Here is a 21,377-nt window from a genome sequence, read left to right on the forward strand (position 1 = left end):
CCTTCGATGTCAGGCGCGGATCAGCCGATCAGCGACGGCCTGTCACTGCTGCTCGTCACGGCTCGCCCGTCACAGCTTCTGGATCCGGACACTGCGCAGGATCGCCGGTGACGCGCTGTCCCAGATGCCGACCACCTGGTGCCCGAAGGCGAACGCCTCCTGGATCTCGTGGTGCGCCTGCGGCGTCGGGTTGTTGAGCACCCGGAGCCCGTCCTGGAAGCGCAGGAAGATCTGCTGCGGCTGGCCCGGCAGCGGCTGCACGATGTCGATGTAGCCGTTGGCGATGCCGGCCTGCAGGACCTGGGCCGAGACCTGCTGGATCGCGGCCTGCGTGACCTGCTGGAGCTGCTGCTGCACCTGCTGCTCCATCTGCTGGTGCTGCTGCTGACCGTAGCCCTGCTGCCCGAGCTGCTGGAGCAGCTGCTGGTACGGCTGCTGCTGCCCGAGCTGGTGGAGCTGCTCCAGCGAGCCGCTCATCGCGAGGGGCTGCTGGCCGTAGCCCTGCTGGGTGCCGTAGCCCTGCTGCGGCCCGAACTGCTGCTGCCCGTACGGCGACGTGCTCGGGAACATCTGTCCCTGCTGCTGTCCCAGTTGGCTCATCTGCGGGGTGGTGCTCATGCGGGTGCCACCTTCCGTCATGTGTTGAGCGATGGTTGGGTTCACTTCGGTCGGCTTCCTCGGGCCGGCCTCCTCTCGGCCGGCCTCGCTTCAGCCCGTGACCACCAGGCCGACGATCTCGTCGTCCGTGAACCACACACGGACGTCCGGCCGCCCCGTCGCGAAGGCGGCCTGCACCGCCTGGCGGATCTCGGGAGAGGGATGGTTGAGGCTGCGCCAGGAGCCGGCCACGAACAGCCGGAGCCTGGGCGGCAGTTCACGCGGATACGGCAGCAGCTCGTCCCAGTACCGTTCGGCCCGGCCCGAGCCGACCGCCTCCGGCAGCAGATGGGCGACCGCCGCCTTGATGTCGGGCCTGCTGCCGATCCGCTGGGAGGCGGGCCGGCCCGGCGCGTCCTGCTGCGGCGAGCCCGTCGCACGCAGCACGGCGCGAGCCCGCGCGGGGGACATCGGTGCCTGGCCGGCCGCCTTGAGCATGCCCTGCAGTGCGGCCAGCGCACCGACCACCACCGGGGAGGCGGAGGAGGTCCCGGAGAACGTGTCCGTGTACCAGGCGATCTCCTCGGGCCCGCCCTGCAGGTCGCCGGGCCGGTCCCAGGAGCCGCCGGTCGTCGTGACCTCGCGGCCCCAGCCCTGCGCGTCCAGCCGCGCCCCGTAGTTGGAGAACGCGAGGCGCGAGCGGTCCGGGCCGTGGTCGCGGCCGTGGGTGCCGGGCGGCGGGGCGCCCGCGCCGGCCAGGACGGAACCCGAGGACCGGTTGGACGGGTTGAACGGGTTGCGCCACCACTGCGGGAACCCGTCGGGGCGCCGCTCGTACACCGCGTCGTCGAGCGACTCGGCGCCGTTGCCCGCGGCCGCCACCACCAGCACGCCCTTGGCGGTCGCGTACCGGACGGCCGCGTAGTCGTCCGGCCACCATTCCAGCGCGATGTAGCCGCGCTGGTCGTCGCGCTCCTCGAAGTCGAACCGCGGTCCGGGGCGGTGGAGTTCGACGAGCACGATGTCGCCGGGGGCGAGCCGGTCGGCCGCCGCGTGGATGGCCGCGGCGGTGCCGACGTCCTGGAAGGAGGCGGCCGCGGTCACCGCCTCGGGCACGATGCCGGTGATGCCGTACTCGGTGCGGTCGCCGCCGATCACCCCGATGACGGCGGTGCCGTGGTTGCGCCACGCCAGGTCGGTCAGTGGTGTGCCCACCACGACTCCGGCGAGCTTGGCGGCGAGGTCCTCGTGCCCCAGCTGCCAGGCGCCCTCCACGTCGATGACCGTCACACCCTGACCCGACCCGCCCGGCCGCAGCCAGGCCCAGTGGGCGTCGATCCCCGCCGGCGCGGGCCGCAGATAGCCCTGGCGGCTGCTGAAGTCGGGCGTGACGGGCGAGCCCTCCTTCAGCCTGCGGCCGTCGTCGGTGCCGCCCGCGACCTGCCCCGTCGCGCCCAGGGAGGCGGGCACGGCGCCCGGCTTCACATACGCGGTGTCGATGCCCGGCAGCGCGGCGATCCGCGAGCGCAGCTCCTGGGCCCGGCTGCCGCCGCCGCGTACGCGGTAGAACTGCGCGAGATCGGGCTCGTCGCCGGCGCCCGCGGCCGCCGGCTGCCGGACGCGTTCCTCGCTGCCGAACAGCGGCTCCAGGGTGAGCTGTTCGTCGCTGAGGAACATGTTGAGGGCGGACACATCGGCGCCCGCCGCCGACCGTACGCCCTCGGCGCGGGCGCGCAGCCGGGCCTCGGGGCGGGCGACGACGATCAGTTCCTGCTCGGCTCCTCGATAGGTGAATCCCGCTCCGTCGGGCCCCGGCCCGGAAGCTCCCGGGCCCTGCGCCGGCTGTACCTGCTCGGTCATCGGGTACCGCTCCCTTCGGTCCGTGCGGGTGCGCCTTCGGGGCCCAACCAAGCACGCACACGGCGGTCCGTCCAGAGCGGTTTCGGCAACTCGGTTTGATACAAGTCGAATTGGGTAACGTGTGCAATCCGTCCTGAAACAGATGTCACGCAGCAAACCGGCCAAAGGCTGCGGGGGCCACGGTCATGTGATGGGGTGAGAGTGTCTGTTGACCCGTTCGGCCGGCCACGCCGGCCCCCTGCGGAAGGACGCACCGTGCCACCCACCGACCGCTCCTTCGCACGTCGTGGATTCCTCACCGGCGCCGCCGCCCTGACGGGCGCGGCACTGCTCGGCGGCACCGCCCACGCGACCGGAACACAGCAGAGCGCGTGGCCCGCCGAGTTCCCTCTGCCGAACGGCTTCCAGCCGGAAGGCATCACCATCGGCTCGGCCCCGTTCGCGTACTTCGGCTCGCTCGCGAACGGCGACATCTACCGGGCGAGCCTCGCCACCGGCCGGGGCTCCGTCATCAGCAAGGGCCTCGGCGCCTCACACCCCACCGTGGGCCTGAAGACCGACCGCCACGGCAGACTCTTCCTCGCCGGCGGCGTCAGCGGAGAGCTGCGCACCGTGAACAGCCGCACCGGCGAGATCGAGAAGGTGTACGCCACCGACGGCAGGTTCGTGAACGACGTGATCCTCACCCCGGGCGCCGCCTGGTTCACCGACTCCTTCCGGGCCGTGCTCCACAAGCTGCTCCTCGACCGGCACGGCGCGCCGCTGACCGTGGAGACCGTGCCGCTGACCGGCGACTGGGAGCAGGGCGACGACTTCACCGCCAACGGGATCGAGCGCACACCCGACGGCAGCGCCCTGCTCGTGGTCAACGCCGTGGCGAACGGCGGCGGCCTGATGCGGGTCGACCCGGCAACCGGCGTGGCCCGCGCCGTCGATCTCCACGACGCGAAACTGCCCAACGGGGACGGCCTGTTGCTGCTCGGCAGGATCCTGTACGCCGTTCAGCAGCAGCAGAACGCGATCGATGTGTTCCGGCTGAACGCGGCCGGTACCAGGGGCACGGCGATCGCCCGGATCACCGACCCGCGCTTCCGCATCCCGACCACGGTCGCGGCCTGGGGCCGGCGCCTGTACCTGCCCAACGCGCGCTTCGACGTCGAGCCGGCGCCCGACACCGAGTACGACGCGGTGGCGGTGGACCGGGTGTAACCGGCCCTGCGCCGGCCCGCGCGCTCAGTCCTCCGACGACTCGTCGTCGTCCGTACCCGGCTTCGGCGGCTTCGGCGGCTTGGTACGACCGCTGGGGTTGTCCCGCAGATACGAGGTCGACGACGGGCCGTCGCCGCCGTCCGCGGTGGCGTGTCCGCCGGAGCCCGACGGGCCCGCCCCGTCCCGGCGTCGCAGATACCGTTCGAACTCCCGGGCGATCGCCTCGCCCGACGCCTCCGGCAGCTCCGCGGTGTCGCGGGCCTCCTCGAGCGTCTGGACGTACTCGGCGACCTCGCTGTCCTCGGCGGCGAGCTGGTCCACGCCCACCTGCCAGGCGCGCGCGTCCTCGGGCAGCTCGCCCAGCGGAATGCGCACGTCGATGAGGTCCTCCAGGCGGTTGAGCAGAGCCAGCGTCGCCTTCGGGTTCGGCGGCTGCGACACATAGTGCGGCACCGCCGCCCACAGTGACACGGCCGGTACGCCCGCGTGCGTGCACGCCTCCTGAAGGATGCCGACGATGCCGGTGGGACCCTCGTACTTCGTCTCCTCCAGGTCCATACGGCGGGCCAGGTCCGCGTCGGAGGTGACCCCGCTGACCGGAACCGGACGTGTGTGCGGGGTGTCACCGAGCAGAGCGCCCAGGATCACCACCAGCTCGACGCCCAGCTCATGGGCGAATCCGAGCAGCTCGTTGCAGAACGAACGCCACCGCATCGACGGCTCGATCCCGCGGACGAGGACCAGGTCGCGCGGCTTCTCGCCGCCCACCCGGACCACCGAAAGACGGGTCGTGGGCCATGTGATCTTGCGGACGCCGCCGTCCAGCCACACTGTGGGGCGGTTCACCTGGAAGTCGTAGTAGTCCTCGGCGTCCAGCGCCGCGAACACCTCGCCCTTCCACTCCCTGTCCAGATGCCCGACCGCGGTGGAGGCGGCGTCGCCGGCATCGTTCCAGCCCTCGAACGCGGCCACCATGACCGGGTCGATCAGCTCGGGAACCCCCTCGAGCTCGATCACCCAGTGCCTCCTTCCGACGTGCCCTCGCGTACGTCCCAACCTTACGGCGTGCGGCGGGGGCGCCCGCAGCCCCCTTGCACGGGGGAGTGAACGGATCACTGCCCCGTCAGCCGCCTCCGAACACCCCCCCGTCCCAGTTCAGAGCGTCGACCGCAGCCACTGCTCCACGCTCGCGATGTGGACCGTCGCCCACGAACGCGCCGCCTCCGCGTCCCGCTCCCGCAGCGCGGCCAGGATCGCCCGGTGCTCACGCAGAGTGCGGCCGACCGCGTCCTGGTGGGTCAGGCCGCGCCAGATCCGGGCCCGCGTGGTGGGGCCCGACAGGCCGTCAAGGAGGGAGCACAGCACCGAGTTGCCGCAGCTGCGCACGATGCCCCGGTGGAAGTCCAGGTCGCAGGCGACGAGCTCCTCCACCGAAGGAGCCTCGCCGAGCCTGTCCAACTGGGCACCGAGCGCGTCCAGTTGCTGCTCGCCGATGTGCGCGGCCGCCATCGCCGTGGCGGCCGGCTCCAGGATGCGGCGCACGGCGAGGAACTCCAGGACGGTGTCGTCGCGGTGGAAGTCGACGACGAAGCTCAGGGCCTCCAGCAGAAGCTGCGGATCCAGGCTGGTCACATAGGTGCCGTCGCCCTGCCGCACATCCAGGATCCGGATCAGCGACAGGGCGCGCACCGCCTCCCGCAGGGAGTTGCGGGACAGACCCAGCTCGCAGGCGAGCTCGCTCTCCTTCGGCAGCCGGTCGCCGGGGCGCAGCACACCGGAGACGATCATTGCCTTGATCTTGTCGATCGCCTCGTCCGTGACTGCCATGAACGGCCTCCCTGTCGCCCAGACATCGGATGTCTCAGCACATTATGGGGCCTGGCCCGCGCCGCCGGATCGGCGTTCACGGCCCGCCCGTCGAGGGGCGCCACACGCCGGGGGTGGCCCGCGCGCCCACGCGAAAGGGGCGGCTCCATCGGCGTGGAGCCGCCCCTTCCGTGGATCCGGCCCCGGTGCGGAAAGGGCCGTCCCTCGGGGTGCCGGCCTTCGGTCAGGGGAGTGTGAGGCCGGCGGAGGGTCTACTTTTTGTCCAGCAGATCCTGGACCTTGGTGCGGACCTCGTCCGTGGCGAGGCCGCGGATCGTGAGCGTCGTACGGCGGCGCAGCACGTCGTCCGCCGTCTCGGCCCACTCGTTGTCCCGGGCGTAGACGACCTGCGCCCAGATCTCCGGGGCGTCCGGGTGCACGCGCTCGGCCAGCTCCGGGTTGTCGTTGGCCAGACGGGCGATGTCGAAGGACAGCGAGCCGTAGTGCGTGGCCAGGTGACTGGCCGTGTCGGGCGCCATGCGCGGGCCGGGCGCCGGGCGGTCCGTCAGCAGACGGTGGGCGACGGCGCGCGGGTTGGAGATGCCCGGCAGCGGCAGCTTCTTCGGCAGCGAGGAGATCGGCTCGAAGTCCTCGCCCAGCGGGTGGCCGGGCAGCGACTCCAGCTTCTCCATGACCGTACGGCCGATGTGGCGGAACGTCGTCCACTTGCCGCCCGCGACGGACAGCATGCCGCCCTTGCCCTCGGTGACCACCGTCTCCCGCTTGGCCTTCGCCGTGTCGCCGGGACCGCCCGGCAGCACCCGCAGACCCGCGAAGGCGTAGGTGATGAGGCTCCGGTCGAGCTGCTGGTCGCGGACGGAGAACGCGGCCTCGTCGAGGATCTGGGATATGTCCTTGTCGTTGACCGCGACGTCCGCCGGGTCGCCCTCGTACACCTCGTCGGTCGTGCCGAGCAGCAGCATGTCCTCCCAGGGGAGGGCGAAGGTGATGCGGTACTTGTCGATCGGGGTCGCGAGCGCCGCCTTCCAGGGCGAGGTCCGCTTCAGGACCAGATGCGCGCCCTTCGACAGACGGATCGACGGCGCGGCATCCGGGTCCTCCATCCGGCGCAGGTGATCGACCCACGGGCCGGTCGCGTTGAGCACGAGCCGGGCGTTGACGCCGAACTCGTCACCGGAGAGACGGTCGCGCAGCTCGGCGCCCGTCACACGGCCCTTGGTGAAGCGGAGGCCGCTGACCTCCGCGTGGTTGAGGACGACCGCGCCCGCCTCGACGGCCGCGCGGACCGTCATCAGCGCCATGCGCGAGTCGTTCATCTGGTCGTCGCCGTACACGGCCACGGCCTTGAGGTTCTCGGTGCGCAGCTCCGGCACGTCCTGTACGGCCTTCGCCGGGCTGAGCAGGTGACCCACTCCGTCACCGAACGCGGAGAGCGCGGAGTAGGCGAAGACGCCCGCCCCGAGCTTCGCAGCGCCGTGCGGCCCGCCCTTGTACACGGGGAGGTAGAACGTGAGCGGGTTCGCCAGGTGGGGGGCCACCTGGCGGGAGACCGCACGGCGCTCGAAGTGGTTCTCCGCCACCAGCTTCACCGCGCCGGTCTGCAGGTAGCGCAGACCGCCGTGGAGCAGCTTGGAGGAGGCGGAGGAGGTGGCGCCGGCGAAGTCGCCGGCGTCGACCAGCGCCACCCTGAGGCCGGACTGCGCGGCGTGCCAGGCGGTGGAGATGCCCAGGATGCCGCCGCCGATCACGAGAAGGTCGTACGACGCCTTGGCGAGCTGCTCCCGGGTCTCGGCGCGGCTCGGGTTGGAGCCGGAGGCCGGGTGCGTTCCCAGGGCAGGCACGGACTGCAGGGTGGACTGACTGGTCATGCGGTTTCTTACTCCTCGTCCTCGAGCCAGCCCATGGTCCGCTCGACGGCCTTGAGCCAGCTCTTGTACTCACGGTCGCGGGTGTCCGCGTCCATGCGGGGGGTCCATTCGGCGGCCCGGCGCCAGTTGGCGCGCAGGTCGTCGGTGCTGGTCCAGAAGCCGACGGCGAGACCGGCGGCATATGCGGCGCCGAGGCAGGTCGTCTCGGCGACCATCGGACGCACCACCGGGGCGTCCAGGAAGTCCGAGAGCGTCTGCATCAGCAGGTTGTTGGAGGTCATGCCGCCGTCGACCTTGAGGGCCGCGAGCTCGACGCCCGAGTCCTTGGTCATGGCGTCCGTGATCTCACGGGTCTGCCAGGCGGTGGCCTCCAGGACGGCGCGCGCGAGGTGCGCCTTGGTGACGTACCGGGTCAGGCCGGCGATCACACCGCGGGCGTCGGAGCGCCAGTACGGGGCGAACAGGCCGGAGAAGGCCGGTACGAAGTACGCGCCGCCGTTGTCCTCGACCGAGAGCGCGAGCGTCTCGATCTCGGCGGCCGTGGAGATCAGGCCCATCTGATCGCGCATCCACTGCACCAGCGAGCCGGTGACGGCGATCGAGCCTTCGAGGGCGTAGACCGGCTTCTCGTCCCCGATGCGGTAGCCGACGGTGGTCAGCAGGCCCGAGTACGAGTTGATGATCTTCTCGCCGGTGTTCAGCAGCATGAACGTGCCGGTGCCGTACGTCGACTTGGCCTCGCCCTCCGCGAAGCAGGTCTGGCCGAACAGGGCCGCCTGCTGGTCGCCGAGCGCGGAGGCGACCGGGATGCCGCCGAGCAGCTCACCGAGCTTGCCGCCGGTGATCTCGCCGTACACCTCGGCGGACGAGCGGATCTCCGGCAGCATCGCCAGCGGGACGCCGATGGACTCGGCGATCTTCTCGTCCCACTCCAGCGTGTGCAGGTTCATCAGCATGGTGCGGGAGGCGTTGGTGACGTCGGTGTAGTGCTTGCCACCGTCGACACCGCCGGTCAGGTTCCAGATGACCCAGGTGTCCATGGTGCCGAAGAGGATGTCCCCGGCCTCGGCGCGCTCACGCAGACCCTCGACGTTGTCGAGCAGCCAGCGGGCCTTGGGGCCGGCGAAGTACGAGGCGAGGGGGAGACCCGTCTCGCGGCGGAAGCGGTCCTGGCCGACGTTGCGGCCGAGGTCCTTGCACAGGGCGTCGGTGCGGGTGTCCTGCCAGACGATGGCATTGTGGACGGGCTCACCGGTGTTCTTGTCCCACAGCACGGTGGTCTCGCGCTGGTTGGTGATACCGATGGCCTTGATGTCGTCGCGGGTGATGCCGGCCTTCTCGACCGCTCCGGCGACGACCTCCTGGACGTTGGTCCAGATCTCGGTGGCGTCGTGCTCGACCCAGCCCGGCTTCGGGAAGATCTGCTCGTGCTCCTTCTGGTCGACGGAGACGATACGGCCGTCCCGGTCGAAGACGATGCAGCGGCTGGAGGTCGTGCCTTGGTCGATGGCGGCGATGAACGGGCCGGCGGTGTGGGCGTCGGTCACTGTGTACTCCTGGGAGTTCCGTGGATGGGGGCTTTACGTACGGCGCGGTGCTGGTTAAGTGCGGTGAAGCTCGGTGCTCTTAAGCAAAGGCGACGTTGTAGATGCCTGCGGCGATCGCGGCGCCGACGAGCGGGCCGACCACCGGGATCCAGGCGTAGCCCCAGTCGGAGCCGCCCTTGTTGGGCAGGGGCAGGAGGGCGTGCACGATACGCGGTCCGAGGTCACGGGCCGGGTTGATCGCGTAGCCGGTCGGACCGCCGAGCGACAGACCGATCGAGACGACCACCAGGGCGACGACCAGGGCGCCCAGGGTGCCCAGTCCGTTGCCGTTGTCGTTCAGGCCCTGCGTGAGGATGGCGAGGACCAGCACGACGGTGCCGATGATCTCCGTGAGCAGGTTCTGCACCACGTTGCGGATCTCCGGACCGGTGGAGAAGACACCGAGGACCGGGCCCGCGCCCGTCTCCTGGGCCTCGACGGCCTTGACGTCCGTCGCCTGCGCGCCCGGACCGCCGACGATCTCCTTGTCGGTGAGGTGCGCGTGGAACTGGCCGTAGTAGGCGACCCAGACCAGGAAGGCGCCGATCGCGGCACCGAGGAACTGTCCGCCGATGTAGGTCGGAACGTTGCTCCACTCGCCGTCCTTGATGGCGAGTGCGACCGTGACGGCCGGGTTGAGGTGGGCGCCGGAGAGCGGCGCCGAGGCGTACACAGCCGTCAGAACGGCGAAACCCCACCCGAAGGTGATGGCGAGCCAGCCGGCGTTACGGGCCTTGGAGGCCTTCAGCGTGACGGCGGCGCAGACGCCACCGCCGAGCAGGATGAGTATGGCGGTACCGATGGTCTCGCCGATGAAGATGTCGGAGCTGGACACCCGCGACTCCTTTGTCCTTCGTCCAGGGAACCGAACCCCGGGTCCCGCCGGGGGTTCAGGCGCCCTCGGGGGTGAGAGCGATCCCGGTCCTTGGCGTTGCCACACTCTAGCGTGTATTGCCGTTAGGTGTTCGACAATGCCGACCGATGGACGGGAGTCTTGCCCGGCGTCACCTGTGCGTCAAGAGCCCGGATATCGAAAACCCGATCGTTATTGATCGATGCCGACTATCGATCTTCGGCTCGACACGCATGGCTCCCGAGCGGGCACCGTGCGTGCGGAACATCCGTCTTTACGCCGCTATGTCAGGGCACGACGAAGAGCCGGAACGTCGCACGACGTCCGGCTCCGACGGCTCGCAGTTTCAGAAGCGCCCGGCACCCAGGTCCCGCGACACCGCGCGGGCACAGTCCCGCACCGCCGCGATCAGCTCGGGACGCAGTTCCCCGTCCCGGACCACCCGCTCCACGGCGCCGGTGATGGCCACCGCGCCCACCGGCATGCGCCTGCGGTCATGGATGGGCGCGGAGATGGACGCGACGCCCTCCCAGGTCTCCTCGACGTCCGCCGCATAGCCACGCGCACGCGTGATGTCGAGGATGTGCTCGAACGCGTCCAGCTCGCACACGGTCCGGTCCGTGAACGCCTTGCGGTCGGCCTCGACGGCCTCGCTGTGGGCGACCGGATCGCAGGCGGACAGCACCTTGCCCAGAGCCGTGGAGTGCAGCGGCTGCATGGCCCCGATCTCCAGGACCTGCCGGCTGTCGTCAGGCCGGAAGACATGGTGCACGATCAGCACGCCCTGCTGGTGCAGCACACCCAGATAGACGCTCTCGCCGCTGGAGCGGGCCAGGTCGTCCGTCCACACCAGGGCGCGCGCCCGCAGTTCGTGCACATCCAGATACGTGGTGCCCAGGCGCAGCAGCTCCGCGCCCAGCTGGTACCGCCCGGAGGCGTCGTCCTGTTCGACGAAGCCCTCCTGCTGGAGGGTGCGCAGTATGCCGTGGGCGGTGCCCTTGGCGAGGCCCAGTGACGAGGCGATGTCCGACAGGCCGAGCCGCCGCTCGCCGCCCGCGAGCAGTCGCATCATCGCGGCCGCCCTCTCGAGCGACTGGATGTTCCGTGCCATCGCCGTACTGCCTCCGTCCCCTTCGACCGTCGACGTAAGCGACGTCGGTGCCGCTGTTCGGCAATGTCGAACACTACCGGTCGATGTCGACCTTCCGCTAATACTCGGTCAGCATCGGTTGCGTCACACGTATCCGTGTGCTGCGTCACGTGTCCCCTGGGCCACGAGGCTGCCATTCTCCGTCCGCCCCGTGGACGCTGCGACCATCCGCGGCCGGTCCCGGCTACCCTGGCGGCGTGCGCCTTCGCCGCGACGTTCTGTGAGACGTTCGGGGGGAAGCCGCAAAGCCGACAGCCGTCGCACTCCAGGGAGCCCCTTCATGGCCTCGTCGCCGCTGACCCCTTCCGCCGACAGCCGGACCCGTGTGTCCGCGCTCCGAGAGGCGCTCGCCACCCGAGTGGTGGTCGCCGACGGAGCGATGGGCACCATGCTTCAGGCCCAGGAGCCCACGCTGGAGGACTTCCAGCACCTAGAGGGCTGCAACGAGATCCTGAACCTGACCCGCCCCGACATCGTCCGCTCCGTCCATGAGGCGTACTTCGACTCGGGCGTGGACTGCGTCGAGACCAACACCTTCGGAGCCAACCACTCGGCGATGGCCGAGTACGACATCTCCGAGCGCGTGTACGAGCTGTCCGAGGCGGGCGCCCGGATCGCCCGCGAGACGGCCGACGACTTCGGCGCACGCGACGGCCGCCAGCGCTGGGTCCTCGGTTCCATCGGCCCCGGCACCAAGCTGCCGACCCTCGGCCACATCGGCTACGGCACCCTGCGCGACGGCTTCCAGGCCAACGCCGAGGGCCTGCTCGCCGGCGGCGCCGACGCCCTGATCGTCGAGACCACACAGGACCTCCTCCAGACGAAGTCCTCGATCCTGGGCGCCCGGCGGGCGATGGAGGCGACCGGCGTCGACGTGCCGCTGCTGGTCTCGATGGCGTTCGAGACGACCGGCACCATGCTGCTCGGCTCGGAGATCGGCGCCGCACTGACCGCGCTGGAGCCCCTCGGCATCGACATGATCGGCCTGAACTGCTCGACCGGCCCCGCCGAGATGAGCGAGCATCTGCGCTATCTGGCCCGGCACTCCCGCACCCCGCTGCTGTGCATGCCGAACGCGGGCCTGCCGATCCTGACCAAGGACGGCGCCCACTTCCCGCTCGGCCCCGAGGGCCTCGCGGACGCCCAGGAGACCTTCGTCCGCGACTACGGGCTGAACCTGGTCGGCGGCTGCTGCGGCACCACGCCCGAGCATCTGCGGCAGCTCGTGGAGCGGGTGCGCGAGACGACGCCCGTCGAGCGCACCCCGCAGCCCGAGCCCGGCGCCGCCTCCCTCTACCAGACGGTCTCCTTCCGTCAGGACACCTCCTACCTGGCCATCGGTGAGCGCACCAACGCCAACGGCTCGAAGAAGTTCCGCGAGGCCATGCTGGAGGCCCGCTGGGACGACTGTGTGGAGATGGCCCGCGACCAGATCCGCGAGGGCGCCCACATGCTCGACCTGTGCGTGGACTACGTGGGCCGCGACGGCGTGGCGGACATGCAGGAACTGGCCGGCCGCTTCGCGACCGCCTCCACCCTGCCGATCGTGCTGGACTCCACCGAGGTCGACGTCATCCAGGCCGGCCTGGAGAAGCTCGGCGGCCGCGCGGTGATCAACTCCGTCAACTACGAGGACGGCGACGGCCCCGAGTCCCGCTTCGCGAAGGTCACCCGGCTCGCCCAGGAGCACGGCGCGGCGCTGATCGCGCTGACCATCGACGAGGAGGGCCAGGCCCGCACCCCGGAGAAGAAGGTCGAGATCGCCGAACGGCTGATCGAGGATCTGTCGACCAACTGGGGCATCCACGAGTCGGACATCCTCATCGACACCCTCACCTTCACGATCTGTACCGGCCAGGAGGAGTCCCGCAAGGACGGCATCGCCACCATCGAGGCGATCCGCGAACTCAAGCGCCGCCACCCCGACGTACAGACCACCCTCGGCCTGTCGAACATCTCCTTCGGTCTGAACCCGGCCGCCCGCATCCTGCTCAACTCCGTCTTCCTCGACGAATGCGTCAAGGCGGGCCTGGACTCGGCGATTGTGCATGCCTCGAAGATCCTGCCGATCGCCCGGTTCGACGAGGAAGAGGTCACCACCGCACTGGACCTGATCCACGACCGCCGCCGCGAGGGCTACGACCCCCTCCAAAAGCTCATGGAGCTCTTCGAGGGCGCCACCGCCAAGTCGCTCAAGGCGGGCAAGGCCGAGGAACTGGCCGCCCTCCCGCTGGAGGAGCGCCTCAAGCGCCGCATCATCGACGGCGAACGCAACGGCCTGGAGCGGGACCTGGACGAGGCCCTGACGACCCGCCCCGCCCTCGACATCGTCAACGAGACCCTCCTGGACGGCATGAAGGTCGTGGGCGAGCTCTTCGGCTCCGGCCAGATGCAGCTGCCGTTCGTCCTCCAGTCCGCCGAGGTCATGAAGACGTCCGTCGCCTACCTCGAACCGCACATGGAGAAGTCCGACGCCGAAGGCAAGGGCACCATCGTCCTCGCCACGGTGCGCGGCGACGTGCACGACATCGGCAAGAACCTCGTCGACATCATCCTGTCCAACAACGGCTACAACGTCGTCAACCTCGGCATCAAGCAGCCGGTGGCGGCGATCCTGGACGCGGCGCAGGAGCACCGCGCCGACGTCATCGGCATGTCCGGGCTGCTGGTGAAGTCCACGGTGATCATGAAGGAGAACCTGGAGGAGCTCAACCAGCGCGGTCTGTCGGCCACTTACCCGGTCATCCTGGGCGGCGCCGCCCTCACCCGCGCCTATGTCGAACAGGACCTCCACGAGATCTACGAGGGCGAAGTCCGTTACGCCCGCGACGCGTTCGAGGGTCTGCGGCTGATGGACGCGCTGATCGGCGTCAAGCGGGGCGTGCCCGGCGCCGCGCTGCCCGAGCTCAAGCAGCGCCGCGTCCGCAGCGCGGCCGCCGTCGAGGTGGAGGAGCGCCCGGAGGAGGGGCACGTCCGCTCCGACGTGGCCACCGACAACCCCGTCCCCGCCCCGCCGTTCTGGGACACCCGCGTCATCAAGGGGATCCAGCTAAAGGAGTACGCCGGCTGGCTCGACGAGGGCGCCCTGTTCAAGGGCCAGTGGGGGCTGAAGCAGTCCCGCACCGGCGACGGCCCCACCTACGAGGAACTCGTCGAGACCGAGGGCCGGCCCCGGCTGCGCGGCCTGCTCGACCGGCTCCAGACGGACAACCTGCTGGAAGCGGCGGTCGTCTACGGCTACTTCCCGTGCGTGTCCAAGGACGACGACCTGATCATTCTCGACGAACAGGGCAACGAACGCACCCGGTTCACCTTCCCGCGCCAGCGCCGCGGCCGCCGGCTGTGCCTCGCGGACTTCTTCCGGCCGGAGGAGTCCGGGGAGACGGATGTCGTGGGCCTTCAGGTGGTCACCGTCGGCTCGCGGATCGGCGAGGAGACGGCGAAGCTGTTCGCGGCGGACTCCTACCGCGACTACCTCGAACTGCACGGCCTGTCCGTGCAGTTGGCCGAGGCACTCGCCGAGTACTGGCACGCGCGCGTCCGTTCCGAGCTGGGCTTCGCCGGCGAGGACCCCGGCGACATCGAGGACATGTTCGCCCTGAAGTACCGCGGTGCGCGCTTCTCCCTCGGCTACGGCGCCTGCCCCGACCTGGAGGACCGGGCCAAGATCGCCGAGCTGCTGCGGCCCGAGCGCATCGGTGTCCACCTCTCGGAGGAGTTCCAGCTCCACCCCGAGCAGTCCACGGACGCGATCGTCATCCACCACCCGGAGGCCAAGTACTTCAACGCACGCTGACACACGTCGACGCAACCCCCGGCGATGTGACCCGTGTGCCCCGGGGCACACAGGCCAAACCAGGCACTTCGGTGGCGGGCGACGTACACTGGTCGGTCCACTGCAGGCCGGTTCCCTCGTGGGAACCGGCCTGATCGTCCCTCAAGGAGGTGCGCCCGGATGACCAGCACGGTCCCCGCGCTCGGAACCCGTACGGCCGAAGGCTCAGCCCTGCAGGCCGTGCTCCTCGACATGGACGGAACCCTGGTGGACACCGAGGGCTTCTGGTGGGACGTCGAGGTCGACGTCTTCGCCCGGCTCGGCCACACCCTCGACCCGTCCTGGCGCCATGTCGTGGTCGGCGGCCCCATGAGCCGCAGCGCGGGGTTCCTGATCGAGGCCACCGGCGCCGACATCCCCCTCGCCGAGCTCACGGTGCTGCTCAACGACGGATTCGAGGACCGTATCGGACGCTTCCTGCCCCTGATGCCCGGGGCGGCCCGGCTGCTGGCCGAGCTCGCCGCCCACGAGATCCCCACGGCCCTGGTCTCCGCCTCGCACCGGCGCATCATCGACCGGGTGCTCGCCTCCCTCGGCCCCCAGTACTTCTCCCTGACGGTGGCCGGCGACGAGGTCCCGCGCACCAAGCCGCACCCCGACCCGTACCTGTTGGCCGCCGTCGGCCTCGGAGCGGATCCGGCCAGATGCGCGGTCGTCGAGGACACCGCCACCGGGGTCGCCTCGGCGGAGGCCGCGGGCTGCCATGTGGTGGCGGTGCCCTCCGTCGCGCCCATCGGCCCGTCCGCACGGCGCACCGTCGTCGGCTCGCTCGAAGAGGTCGACCTGGCATTTCTGCGCGGACTGATGACGGGAATGCGCTAGGGCGTTCACCCAGCGTGCCGGCGATAGGGAGTAATTCCCGAGCCGTGCGATCGAAGGAATTCGAACCGAGGCGGATGGCCGAATTCCGTTCCATTCCGGCCCCTGACACTGTGTGACGTTCCCCACTCGAAGGAGGGTCGACAGGGGGAGCAGGGCGTGCTGTTCACCCCGTTTCGGGCGGCACGGGCGCGCCCTTGTGTCCCGATTGATGGAACGCTGCACTAATCCTTCCGCTGTCGGGTTTTCGGTGTGTCCACACCCGGTTTCGCAGCGTGATGAGGTCCCAACTCCGGTGGCCGTCAACCCTCGTGCCGGCGCGCACTAATCTCGTCGACGAGAAGATCACCCCTACCCGTGTGATCGGCTGCGACACCCCTGCATGCCGGATACACGGACTAGAACAGCTCTGGAGAAACTCGAGCATGAACCGCAACACTTTGGTGCTGCCGGCCGTGGCCGGCCTGCTCGCGCCGGTGCTCACCGCCTGTGGCGGAACCGGCAGCGCAAGCGGCGGCGGGGACGCGATCGTCGTCGGCACCACGGACCGGTTCACCGTCTCGAAGGACGCCCCGGCGCCCCTGGACCCGGCCTACGCCTACGACGTCGGCACCTGGAACATCCTGCGCCAGACCGTGCAGACCCTGATGATCCAGCCCAAGGGCGAGGGTGACCCCGTCCCCGAAGCCGCCCAGAGCTGCGGATTCACCGACACCGGCAACGAGCGCTACGCCTGCAGGCTGCGCGACGGCCTGACATTCGCCGACGGAGACCCCATCACCGCCGGGGACGTCAAGTTCTCCATCGACCGTGCTATGGCGATCAAGGCCGACAGTGGCGTCTTCGCCCTGCTGTCCACCATCGACACCGTGGAAACCAAGGGTGACAACGAAGTCATCTTCCACCTCAAGACCGCCGACGCCACCTTCCCGTACAAGCTCTCGACCCCCGTCGCGGGCATCGTCAACCCCGACGACTACGCGAAGGACAAGCTGCGCGACGGCTTCGACGTGGACGGCTCCGGCCCGTACACCCTGAAGGCCGAGGTCAGCGGCGACGAGATGACCAAGGCCGTGTTCACCAAGAACCCCCACTACAAGGGCGCCCTCACGGTGAACAACGAAGACGTCGAGATGCGCTCCTTCGAGAGCGCCGACGCCATGGGCAACGCCCTCGAAAAGGGCGACATCGAGGTGATGACCCGCACGATGTCACCGGAGCAGATCAAGGAGCTCTCCGAGGCCTCGGGCGGCAATATCGAGCTCGTCGAGCTGCCGGGCCTGGAAATCCGCTACCTGGCCTTCAACACCGACGATCCGGGCGTGAAGGCCAAGGCGGTCCGCCAGGCGATGGCCCAGATCATCAACCGCAGCGAACTCGTCTCCAAGGTCTACGGCTCCTCGGCCGAGCCGCTGTACTCGCTGGTCCCCGCCTCCATCACCGGCCACTCCAACTCGTTCTTCAACAAGTACGGCGACCCCAGCGTCGACAAGGCCAAGTCCCTGCTGACCAAGGCCAACATCACCACCCCGGTGAAGCTGACGCTGAACTACACGACCGACCACTACGGCCCCGCCACCAAGCAGGAGTTCGAGCTGCTGCAGAAGCAGCTCAACGCCGGCGGTCTGTTCGACGTGACTATCCAGGGCGCCGCCTGGGACTCGTTCGTCCCGGCCGAACGCAACGGCGACTACGAGGTCTGGGGCATGGGCTGGTTCCCGGACTTCCCCGACGCCGACAACTACGTCGCGCCGTTCCTCGACAAGGACAACTTCCTCAAACTGCCGTACGCGAACAGCGAGATCCGCAACACGCTGATCCCGCAGTCCCGCCGCGAGGCCGACCGGCTGTCCGCCTCCGGCAGCCTGACGGACATCCAGGACATCGTCGCCGACGACGTGCCCATCCTCCCGCTCTGGCAGGGCAAGCAGTACCTGGCCGCCCGCGACACCGTCACCGGCACCGCGTACGCTCTCAACTCGTCTTCCACGCTTCAGCTGTGGGAGCTCAGCCGCGGCGTGGGCGACTGACCATCCGCCGTAATCCGGGGCCCGGTACACGGGCCCCGGGATCTGGAACAATGACGACAAGGCACCCGCACGTGAACATGCGCAACCAGTGGCCGGTCCTGCCCATCGTGGCAGGGCTGGCCTCCGGCCTGTTGACCGGCTGCGGAACGGGGAACGGGGACTCGGGGAGCGGCGGCTCCTCCGTGGTCATGGGGATGTCGGACGACGTCCTGGCAACCGACCCCGCGTCCGGCTACGACCCCGGCTCCTGGCTGTTGTTCAACAACGTCTTCCAGTCGCTGCTCAGCTTCCCCAACGGAGGCACCGAGCCGCAGCCGGAGGTCGCAGAGGAGTGCTCCTTCACGGACACGGAGACCAAGGTCTACAAGTGCACCCTGAAGGACGGCCTCAAGTTCAGCAACGGTGACGACCTCACCTCCGAGGACGTCAAGTTCTCCTTCGACCGCATGCTGAAGATCAACGACGCCGCCGGCCCCGCGATCATGTTCCCCATGCTCGACAAGGTCCAGGCGCCGGACGAGAAGACGGTCGTCTTCCAGCTGAACACCCCCGACGCCACCTTCCCCAGCAAGATCGCCTCCGGCGCGGGCTCCATCGTCGACCACCGGCAGTACGACGCCGACGGGCTGCGCGAGGACGGCGAGGCCGTCGGCTCCGGCCCCTACAAGCTGGACTCGTTCGGCGCGGACGAGGCCGTCTTCTCGGTCAACGAGAACTACGAGGGCACCGCCGAGGTGCAGAACTCCGGCGTGACGCTCAAGCTGTTCCACGGCGACCAGGACGCCCTGAAGAAGGCCCTCCAGAACGACGAGATCGACATCGCCTACCGCGGCCTGTCCGCCGGCGCCATCGCCGACATCGAGAACGCCGACACCGGCTCCGCCACGAGCACCGGCGTCGTCGAGGGCACCAGCGCCGAGGTCCAGCACCTCGTCTTCAACATGGACGACCCGGTGGCCGGAAAGCTCGGCGTCCGCAAGGCCATCGCCCACCTCATCGACCGCGACGCCCTCATCAAGAACGTCTACGAAGGCACCGCCACCCCGCTGTACTCGATCATCCCGGCCGGCATCTCCGGCCACAACACCGCCTTCTTCGACACCTACGGCGCCCGCCCCTCCAAGGACAAGGCCGCCGCCGCACTCCAGGAAGACGGCATCACCGGCAAGGTCAAGCTGACCCTCTGGTCCACCCCCTCCCGCTACGGCCCCGCCACCGACGACGAGCTGAAGGCGATCGCCGACCAGCTCAACGACAGCGGCCTGTTCGACGCCGAGGTGCAGTCCGTCGACTTCGAGCAGTACGAGAAGGACATCGCGGACGGCAAGTACGGCGTCTACGTCAAGGGCTGGGTGCCCGACTACCCCGACGCCGACAACTTCACCGCCCCCTTCTTCGGCAAGGGCAACGTGCTGAGCAACAACTACGCCAACGACACCATCACCGGCACGCTCATCCCGCGCACCGCCGCCCAGAGCGACCGCTCCGCCACCGACGACGACTACGGCCGGCTCCAGGACGTCGTCGCCGACGAACTCCCCGTCCTCCCGGTCTGGCAGGCCAAGCAGTACGCCGTCGCCCGCGACGGCGTCTACGGCCTGCAGTACTGCCTCGACGCCTCGACCGTCTTCCGGTTCTGGGAACTCAGCAAGGACTGAGCAGCGGCCGTACGAACGCCGAGGGCGCCCCTTCTCCGCGAAGGGGCGCCCTCACTGCCGTACCACGTCCTACTGCGCGCCCGGACGCACCAGACCGCTCTCGTACGCGTACACCGCGGCCTGCACCCGGTCGCGCAGCCCCAGCTTGGTCAGGACGTGACCCACATGCGTCTTCACCGTGGTCTCGCTGACGAACAGATCGGCGGCGATCTCCGCGTTCGACAGGCCCCGCGCCACCAGCTTCAGCACCTCCACCTCACGCTCGGTGAGCGTGTGCAGGGTGTCCGGCACCGGCTCGTCGCCCGACGGCAGATGTGTGGCGTACTTGTCCAGCAGCCGGCGCGTGATGCTCGGCGCGAGCATGGCCTCGCCCGCCGCCACCACCCGGATCGCCTGGACCAGCTCATTGGCCGGCGCGTCCTTCAGCAGGAACCCGCTCGCGCCCGCCCGCAACGCCTCCACCACGTACTCGTCGAGGTCGAACGTGGTCAGCACCAGCACCTTCGCCGGACCGTCCCGCCCGGGACCGGTGATCTGCCGGGTCGCCTCCACACCGTCCATCCGCGGCATACGGATGTCCATCAGAACCACGTCGGGCTGCAGGGCCCGCACCTGGTCGAGAGCCTGAAGGCCGTCTCCGGCCTCGCCCACGACCGCGATGTCCTGCTCCGCCTCCAGGATCATCCGGAAGCCGGTACGCAGCAGCGGCTGGTCGTCGACCAGTAGGACGCGGATGGCCACGTAAGTCTCCTTCGCTAGTCCGGCCCCATTCTGCCCTGCGCACGTTCATCGGCCCGCCGCCGGGGCGCGGCTCACGCGCTCCCCGGCTCGGCCGCCCCGACCGGCAGCGGATACGGCGGGGGAGTGCCGCCGAACTCCGGGCAGTGCGCCTGGTGGTCGCACCAGCCGCACAGCTTGCTGGGCCGGGGCCGCCAGTCACCCGTCCGCGTCGCCAGCCCGATCGCCTCCCACAGCGCGAGCAGCTTGCGCTCCACCCGCTCCAGATCGCCGAGAACGGGGTCGTACGTCAGAACGTCACCGCTGCCGAGATAGACGAGCTGCAGCCGCCGCGGCACGACGTTCTTCAGCCGCCAGACGACCAGCGCATAGAACTTCATCTGGAACAACGCACCCTCGGCATACTCCGGGCGCGGCGCCTTGCCGGTCTTGTAGTCGACGATCCGCACCTCACCCGTCGGCGCCACGTCCACCCGGTCGATGATCCCGCGCAGCCGCAGCCCCGAATCCAGCTCGGCCTCCACGAACAGCTCCCGCTCCGCGGGCTCCAGCCGGGTCGGATCCTCCAGCGCGAACCAGCGCTCGACCAGCCGCTCCGCCTCACTGAGCCAGCGCGCCAGCCGCTCGCCCTCCGGATCGTCGGCGAATAGCTCCACGACCTCCGGACGCGTCTCCCGCAGCCGGTCCCACTGGCCCGGGACCAGCGACTTGGCGCGGGGCGCGGTCCGCTCGACGGCCGGGGCGTCGAAAAGACGCTCCAGAACCGCATGGACCAGGGTGCCGCGGGTCGCCGCCTCGCTCGGCTTCTCCGGCAGCCGGTCGATCACCCGGAACCGGTACAGCAGCGGACACTGCATGAAGTCACTGGCACGCGAGGGCGACAGCGAGGCCGGCGGTATCACGACGGCCACGGGCTCGGCGGCCGTCGCCGCACCGGCCGCCTCCGCTGCCGGTGCCGGCTCCGCCGCCGGTGTGATACCGCTGCTGTGGGCCTCCGCGAAGCCCTCCGCGCTCATCTCCATGACCACAGACCATACGGCCCGCCACTGACAGTGACCCCGTCACGGGGGAGACCGGTGCGACAGCGGGCGAACACGGGGGGTGCCGAGGCGGAACGCACGGCGACGGCCGCATACCATCGACCGGAGACCCTCCCGCCGGGCAGACGCGGGAGACGCTTCGAACGAGGGGACACCGTGGACGAGATCGGCGGGAGCGGGCAGCCGCGGTCCGGCACCGACGAGTCGGCCGAGCGCCACGCAGGGTCTGCGACCCCGGCCCAGGGCCCCACACGCCCCGACCCGACTCCGCACGAGGACACCGCGCGCCACGCCGCCGCCCCCGAGG

At 69.9% G+C, this 21,377-nt stretch carries 15 protein-coding genes; 5 read left to right on the top strand and 10 right to left on the bottom strand.

Translation table 11 applies throughout. The annotated features are described in order from the left end of the window. Nucleotides 1-69: 69 nt before the first annotated feature. Together F7R91_RS00855 and F7R91_RS00860 are read right to left on the bottom strand one after the other, a co-directional pair. Nucleotides 70-618: a hypothetical protein gene (locus F7R91_RS00855; RefSeq protein WP_150943365.1), complete on the bottom strand. Its 549-nt coding sequence runs from the start codon at nucleotides 616-618 to the stop codon at nucleotides 70-72. Between the two features lie 90 nt (nucleotides 619-708). Beyond that, nucleotides 709-2,457, bottom strand: a complete 1,749-nt coding sequence (locus F7R91_RS00860; protein ID WP_150943367.1) for a S8 family peptidase — start codon at nucleotides 2,455-2,457, stop codon at nucleotides 709-711. Nucleotides 2,458-2,712: 255 nt separating this feature from the next. Between F7R91_RS00860 and F7R91_RS00865 the strand changes: the two genes are divergently transcribed. Further along, a complete protein-coding gene (locus F7R91_RS00865) occupies nucleotides 2,713-3,666 on the top strand; it encodes an SMP-30/gluconolactonase/LRE family protein (protein ID WP_150943369.1) in 954 nt (317 codons plus the stop codon). Nucleotides 3,667-3,690: 24 nt separating this feature from the next. Here F7R91_RS00865 and F7R91_RS00870 read toward each other — a convergent pair whose 3' ends face one another. The 6 genes from F7R91_RS00870 to F7R91_RS00895 form a co-directional block, all read right to left on the bottom strand. Continuing rightward, nucleotides 3,691-4,683 carry a PAC2 family protein gene (locus F7R91_RS00870; RefSeq protein WP_150943371.1) on the bottom strand — a complete coding sequence of 331 codons (993 nt, stop codon included), beginning with the start codon at nucleotides 4,681-4,683 and terminating at the stop codon, nucleotides 3,691-3,693. Nucleotides 4,684-4,821: 138 nt separating this feature from the next. Next, nucleotides 4,822-5,493 (bottom strand): FadR/GntR family transcriptional regulator, encoded by a 672-nt coding sequence (locus F7R91_RS00875; protein ID WP_150943373.1) that lies wholly within the window; start codon nucleotides 5,491-5,493, stop codon nucleotides 4,822-4,824. 251 nt (nucleotides 5,494-5,744) lie between these two features. Further along, nucleotides 5,745-7,361, bottom strand: coding sequence for a glycerol-3-phosphate dehydrogenase/oxidase (locus F7R91_RS00880; protein ID WP_150943375.1), 1,617 nt, complete (start codon nucleotides 7,359-7,361; stop codon nucleotides 5,745-5,747). 8 nt (nucleotides 7,362-7,369) lie between these two features. Then, entirely contained in the window at nucleotides 7,370-8,908 is a 1,539-nt protein-coding gene (gene glpK, locus F7R91_RS00885; RefSeq protein WP_150943377.1) for a glycerol kinase GlpK, read from the bottom strand. A 79-nt stretch (nucleotides 8,909-8,987) separates the two neighbouring features. Then, entirely contained in the window at nucleotides 8,988-9,782 is a 795-nt protein-coding gene (locus tag F7R91_RS00890) for an MIP/aquaporin family protein (RefSeq protein ID WP_150943379.1), read from the bottom strand. A gap of 364 nt (nucleotides 9,783-10,146) precedes the next feature. Beyond that, nucleotides 10,147-10,911 carry an IclR family transcriptional regulator gene (locus tag F7R91_RS00895; RefSeq protein ID WP_150943381.1) on the bottom strand — a complete coding sequence of 255 codons (765 nt, stop codon included), beginning with the start codon at nucleotides 10,909-10,911 and terminating at the stop codon, nucleotides 10,147-10,149. 319 nt (nucleotides 10,912-11,230) lie between these two features. On the opposite strand from F7R91_RS00895, the gene metH reads away from it, so the two are divergent. The 4 genes from metH to F7R91_RS00915 all read left to right on the top strand — a co-directional run bounded on the left by metH (nucleotide 11,231) and on the right by F7R91_RS00915 (nucleotide 19,292). After that, a complete protein-coding gene (metH, locus tag F7R91_RS00900) occupies nucleotides 11,231-14,746 on the top strand; it encodes a methionine synthase (RefSeq protein WP_150943384.1) in 3,516 nt (1,171 codons plus the stop codon). Nucleotides 14,747-14,905: 159 nt separating this feature from the next. Further along, a complete protein-coding gene (locus F7R91_RS00905; protein ID WP_150943386.1) occupies nucleotides 14,906-15,607 on the top strand; it encodes an HAD family hydrolase in 702 nt (233 codons plus the stop codon). 422 nt (nucleotides 15,608-16,029) lie between these two features. After that, on the top strand, nucleotides 16,030-17,634 hold the full coding sequence (locus tag F7R91_RS00910) for an ABC transporter substrate-binding protein (protein ID WP_150943388.1): 1,605 nt from the start codon (nucleotides 16,030-16,032) through the stop codon (nucleotides 17,632-17,634). 71 nt (nucleotides 17,635-17,705) lie between these two features. Then, nucleotides 17,706-19,292, top strand: coding sequence for an ABC transporter substrate-binding protein (locus F7R91_RS00915; protein ID WP_150943390.1), 1,587 nt, complete (start codon nucleotides 17,706-17,708; stop codon nucleotides 19,290-19,292). Nucleotides 19,293-19,361: 69 nt separating this feature from the next. On the opposite strand, the gene F7R91_RS00920 is transcribed toward F7R91_RS00915, so the two are convergent. Together F7R91_RS00920 and F7R91_RS00925 are read right to left on the bottom strand one after the other, a co-directional pair. Then, nucleotides 19,362-20,033: a response regulator gene (locus F7R91_RS00920; protein ID WP_030179609.1), complete on the bottom strand. Its 672-nt coding sequence runs from the start codon at nucleotides 20,031-20,033 to the stop codon at nucleotides 19,362-19,364. 71 nt (nucleotides 20,034-20,104) lie between these two features. Further along, the gene (locus F7R91_RS00925; protein ID WP_150943392.1) at nucleotides 20,105-21,052 is read right to left on the bottom strand and encodes a RecB family exonuclease; all 948 of its coding nucleotides are present in this window, start codon (nucleotides 21,050-21,052) and stop codon (nucleotides 20,105-20,107) included. Nucleotides 21,053-21,377: the final 325 nt, after the last annotated feature.

Source organism: Streptomyces luteolifulvus (assembly GCF_008806595.1).
In the GTDB taxonomy this organism is placed as follows: Bacteria; Actinomycetota; Actinomycetes; order Streptomycetales; family Streptomycetaceae; genus Streptomyces; species Streptomyces luteolifulvus.

What these genes read in the sequence shown, in the direction of transcription:
- F7R91_RS00855 (WP_150943365.1), bottom strand. Translation starts at nt 618, where the DNA reads ATGAGCACCACCCCGCAGATGAGCCAACTGGGACAGCAGCAGGGACAG.
- F7R91_RS00860 (WP_150943367.1), bottom strand. Translation starts at nt 2,457, where the DNA reads ATGACCGAGCAGGTACAGCCGGCGCAGGGCCCGGGAGCTTCCGGGCCG.
- F7R91_RS00875 (WP_150943373.1), bottom strand. Translation starts at nt 5,493, where the DNA reads ATGGCAGTCACGGACGAGGCGATCGACAAGATCAAGGCAATGATCGTC.
- F7R91_RS00880 (WP_150943375.1), bottom strand. Translation starts at nt 7,361, where the DNA reads ATGACCAGTCAGTCCACCCTGCAGTCCGTGCCTGCCCTGGGAACGCAC.
- F7R91_RS00895 (WP_150943381.1), bottom strand. Translation starts at nt 10,911, where the DNA reads ATGGCACGGAACATCCAGTCGCTCGAGAGGGCGGCCGCGATGATGCGA.
- metH (WP_150943384.1), top strand. Translation starts at nt 11,231, where the DNA reads ATGGCCTCGTCGCCGCTGACCCCTTCCGCCGACAGCCGGACCCGTGTG.
- F7R91_RS00905 (WP_150943386.1), top strand. Translation starts at nt 14,906, where the DNA reads ATGACCAGCACGGTCCCCGCGCTCGGAACCCGTACGGCCGAAGGCTCA.
- F7R91_RS00910 (WP_150943388.1), top strand. Translation starts at nt 16,030, where the DNA reads ATGAACCGCAACACTTTGGTGCTGCCGGCCGTGGCCGGCCTGCTCGCG.
- F7R91_RS00925 (WP_150943392.1), bottom strand. Translation starts at nt 21,052, where the DNA reads ATGGAGATGAGCGCGGAGGGCTTCGCGGAGGCCCACAGCAGCGGTATC.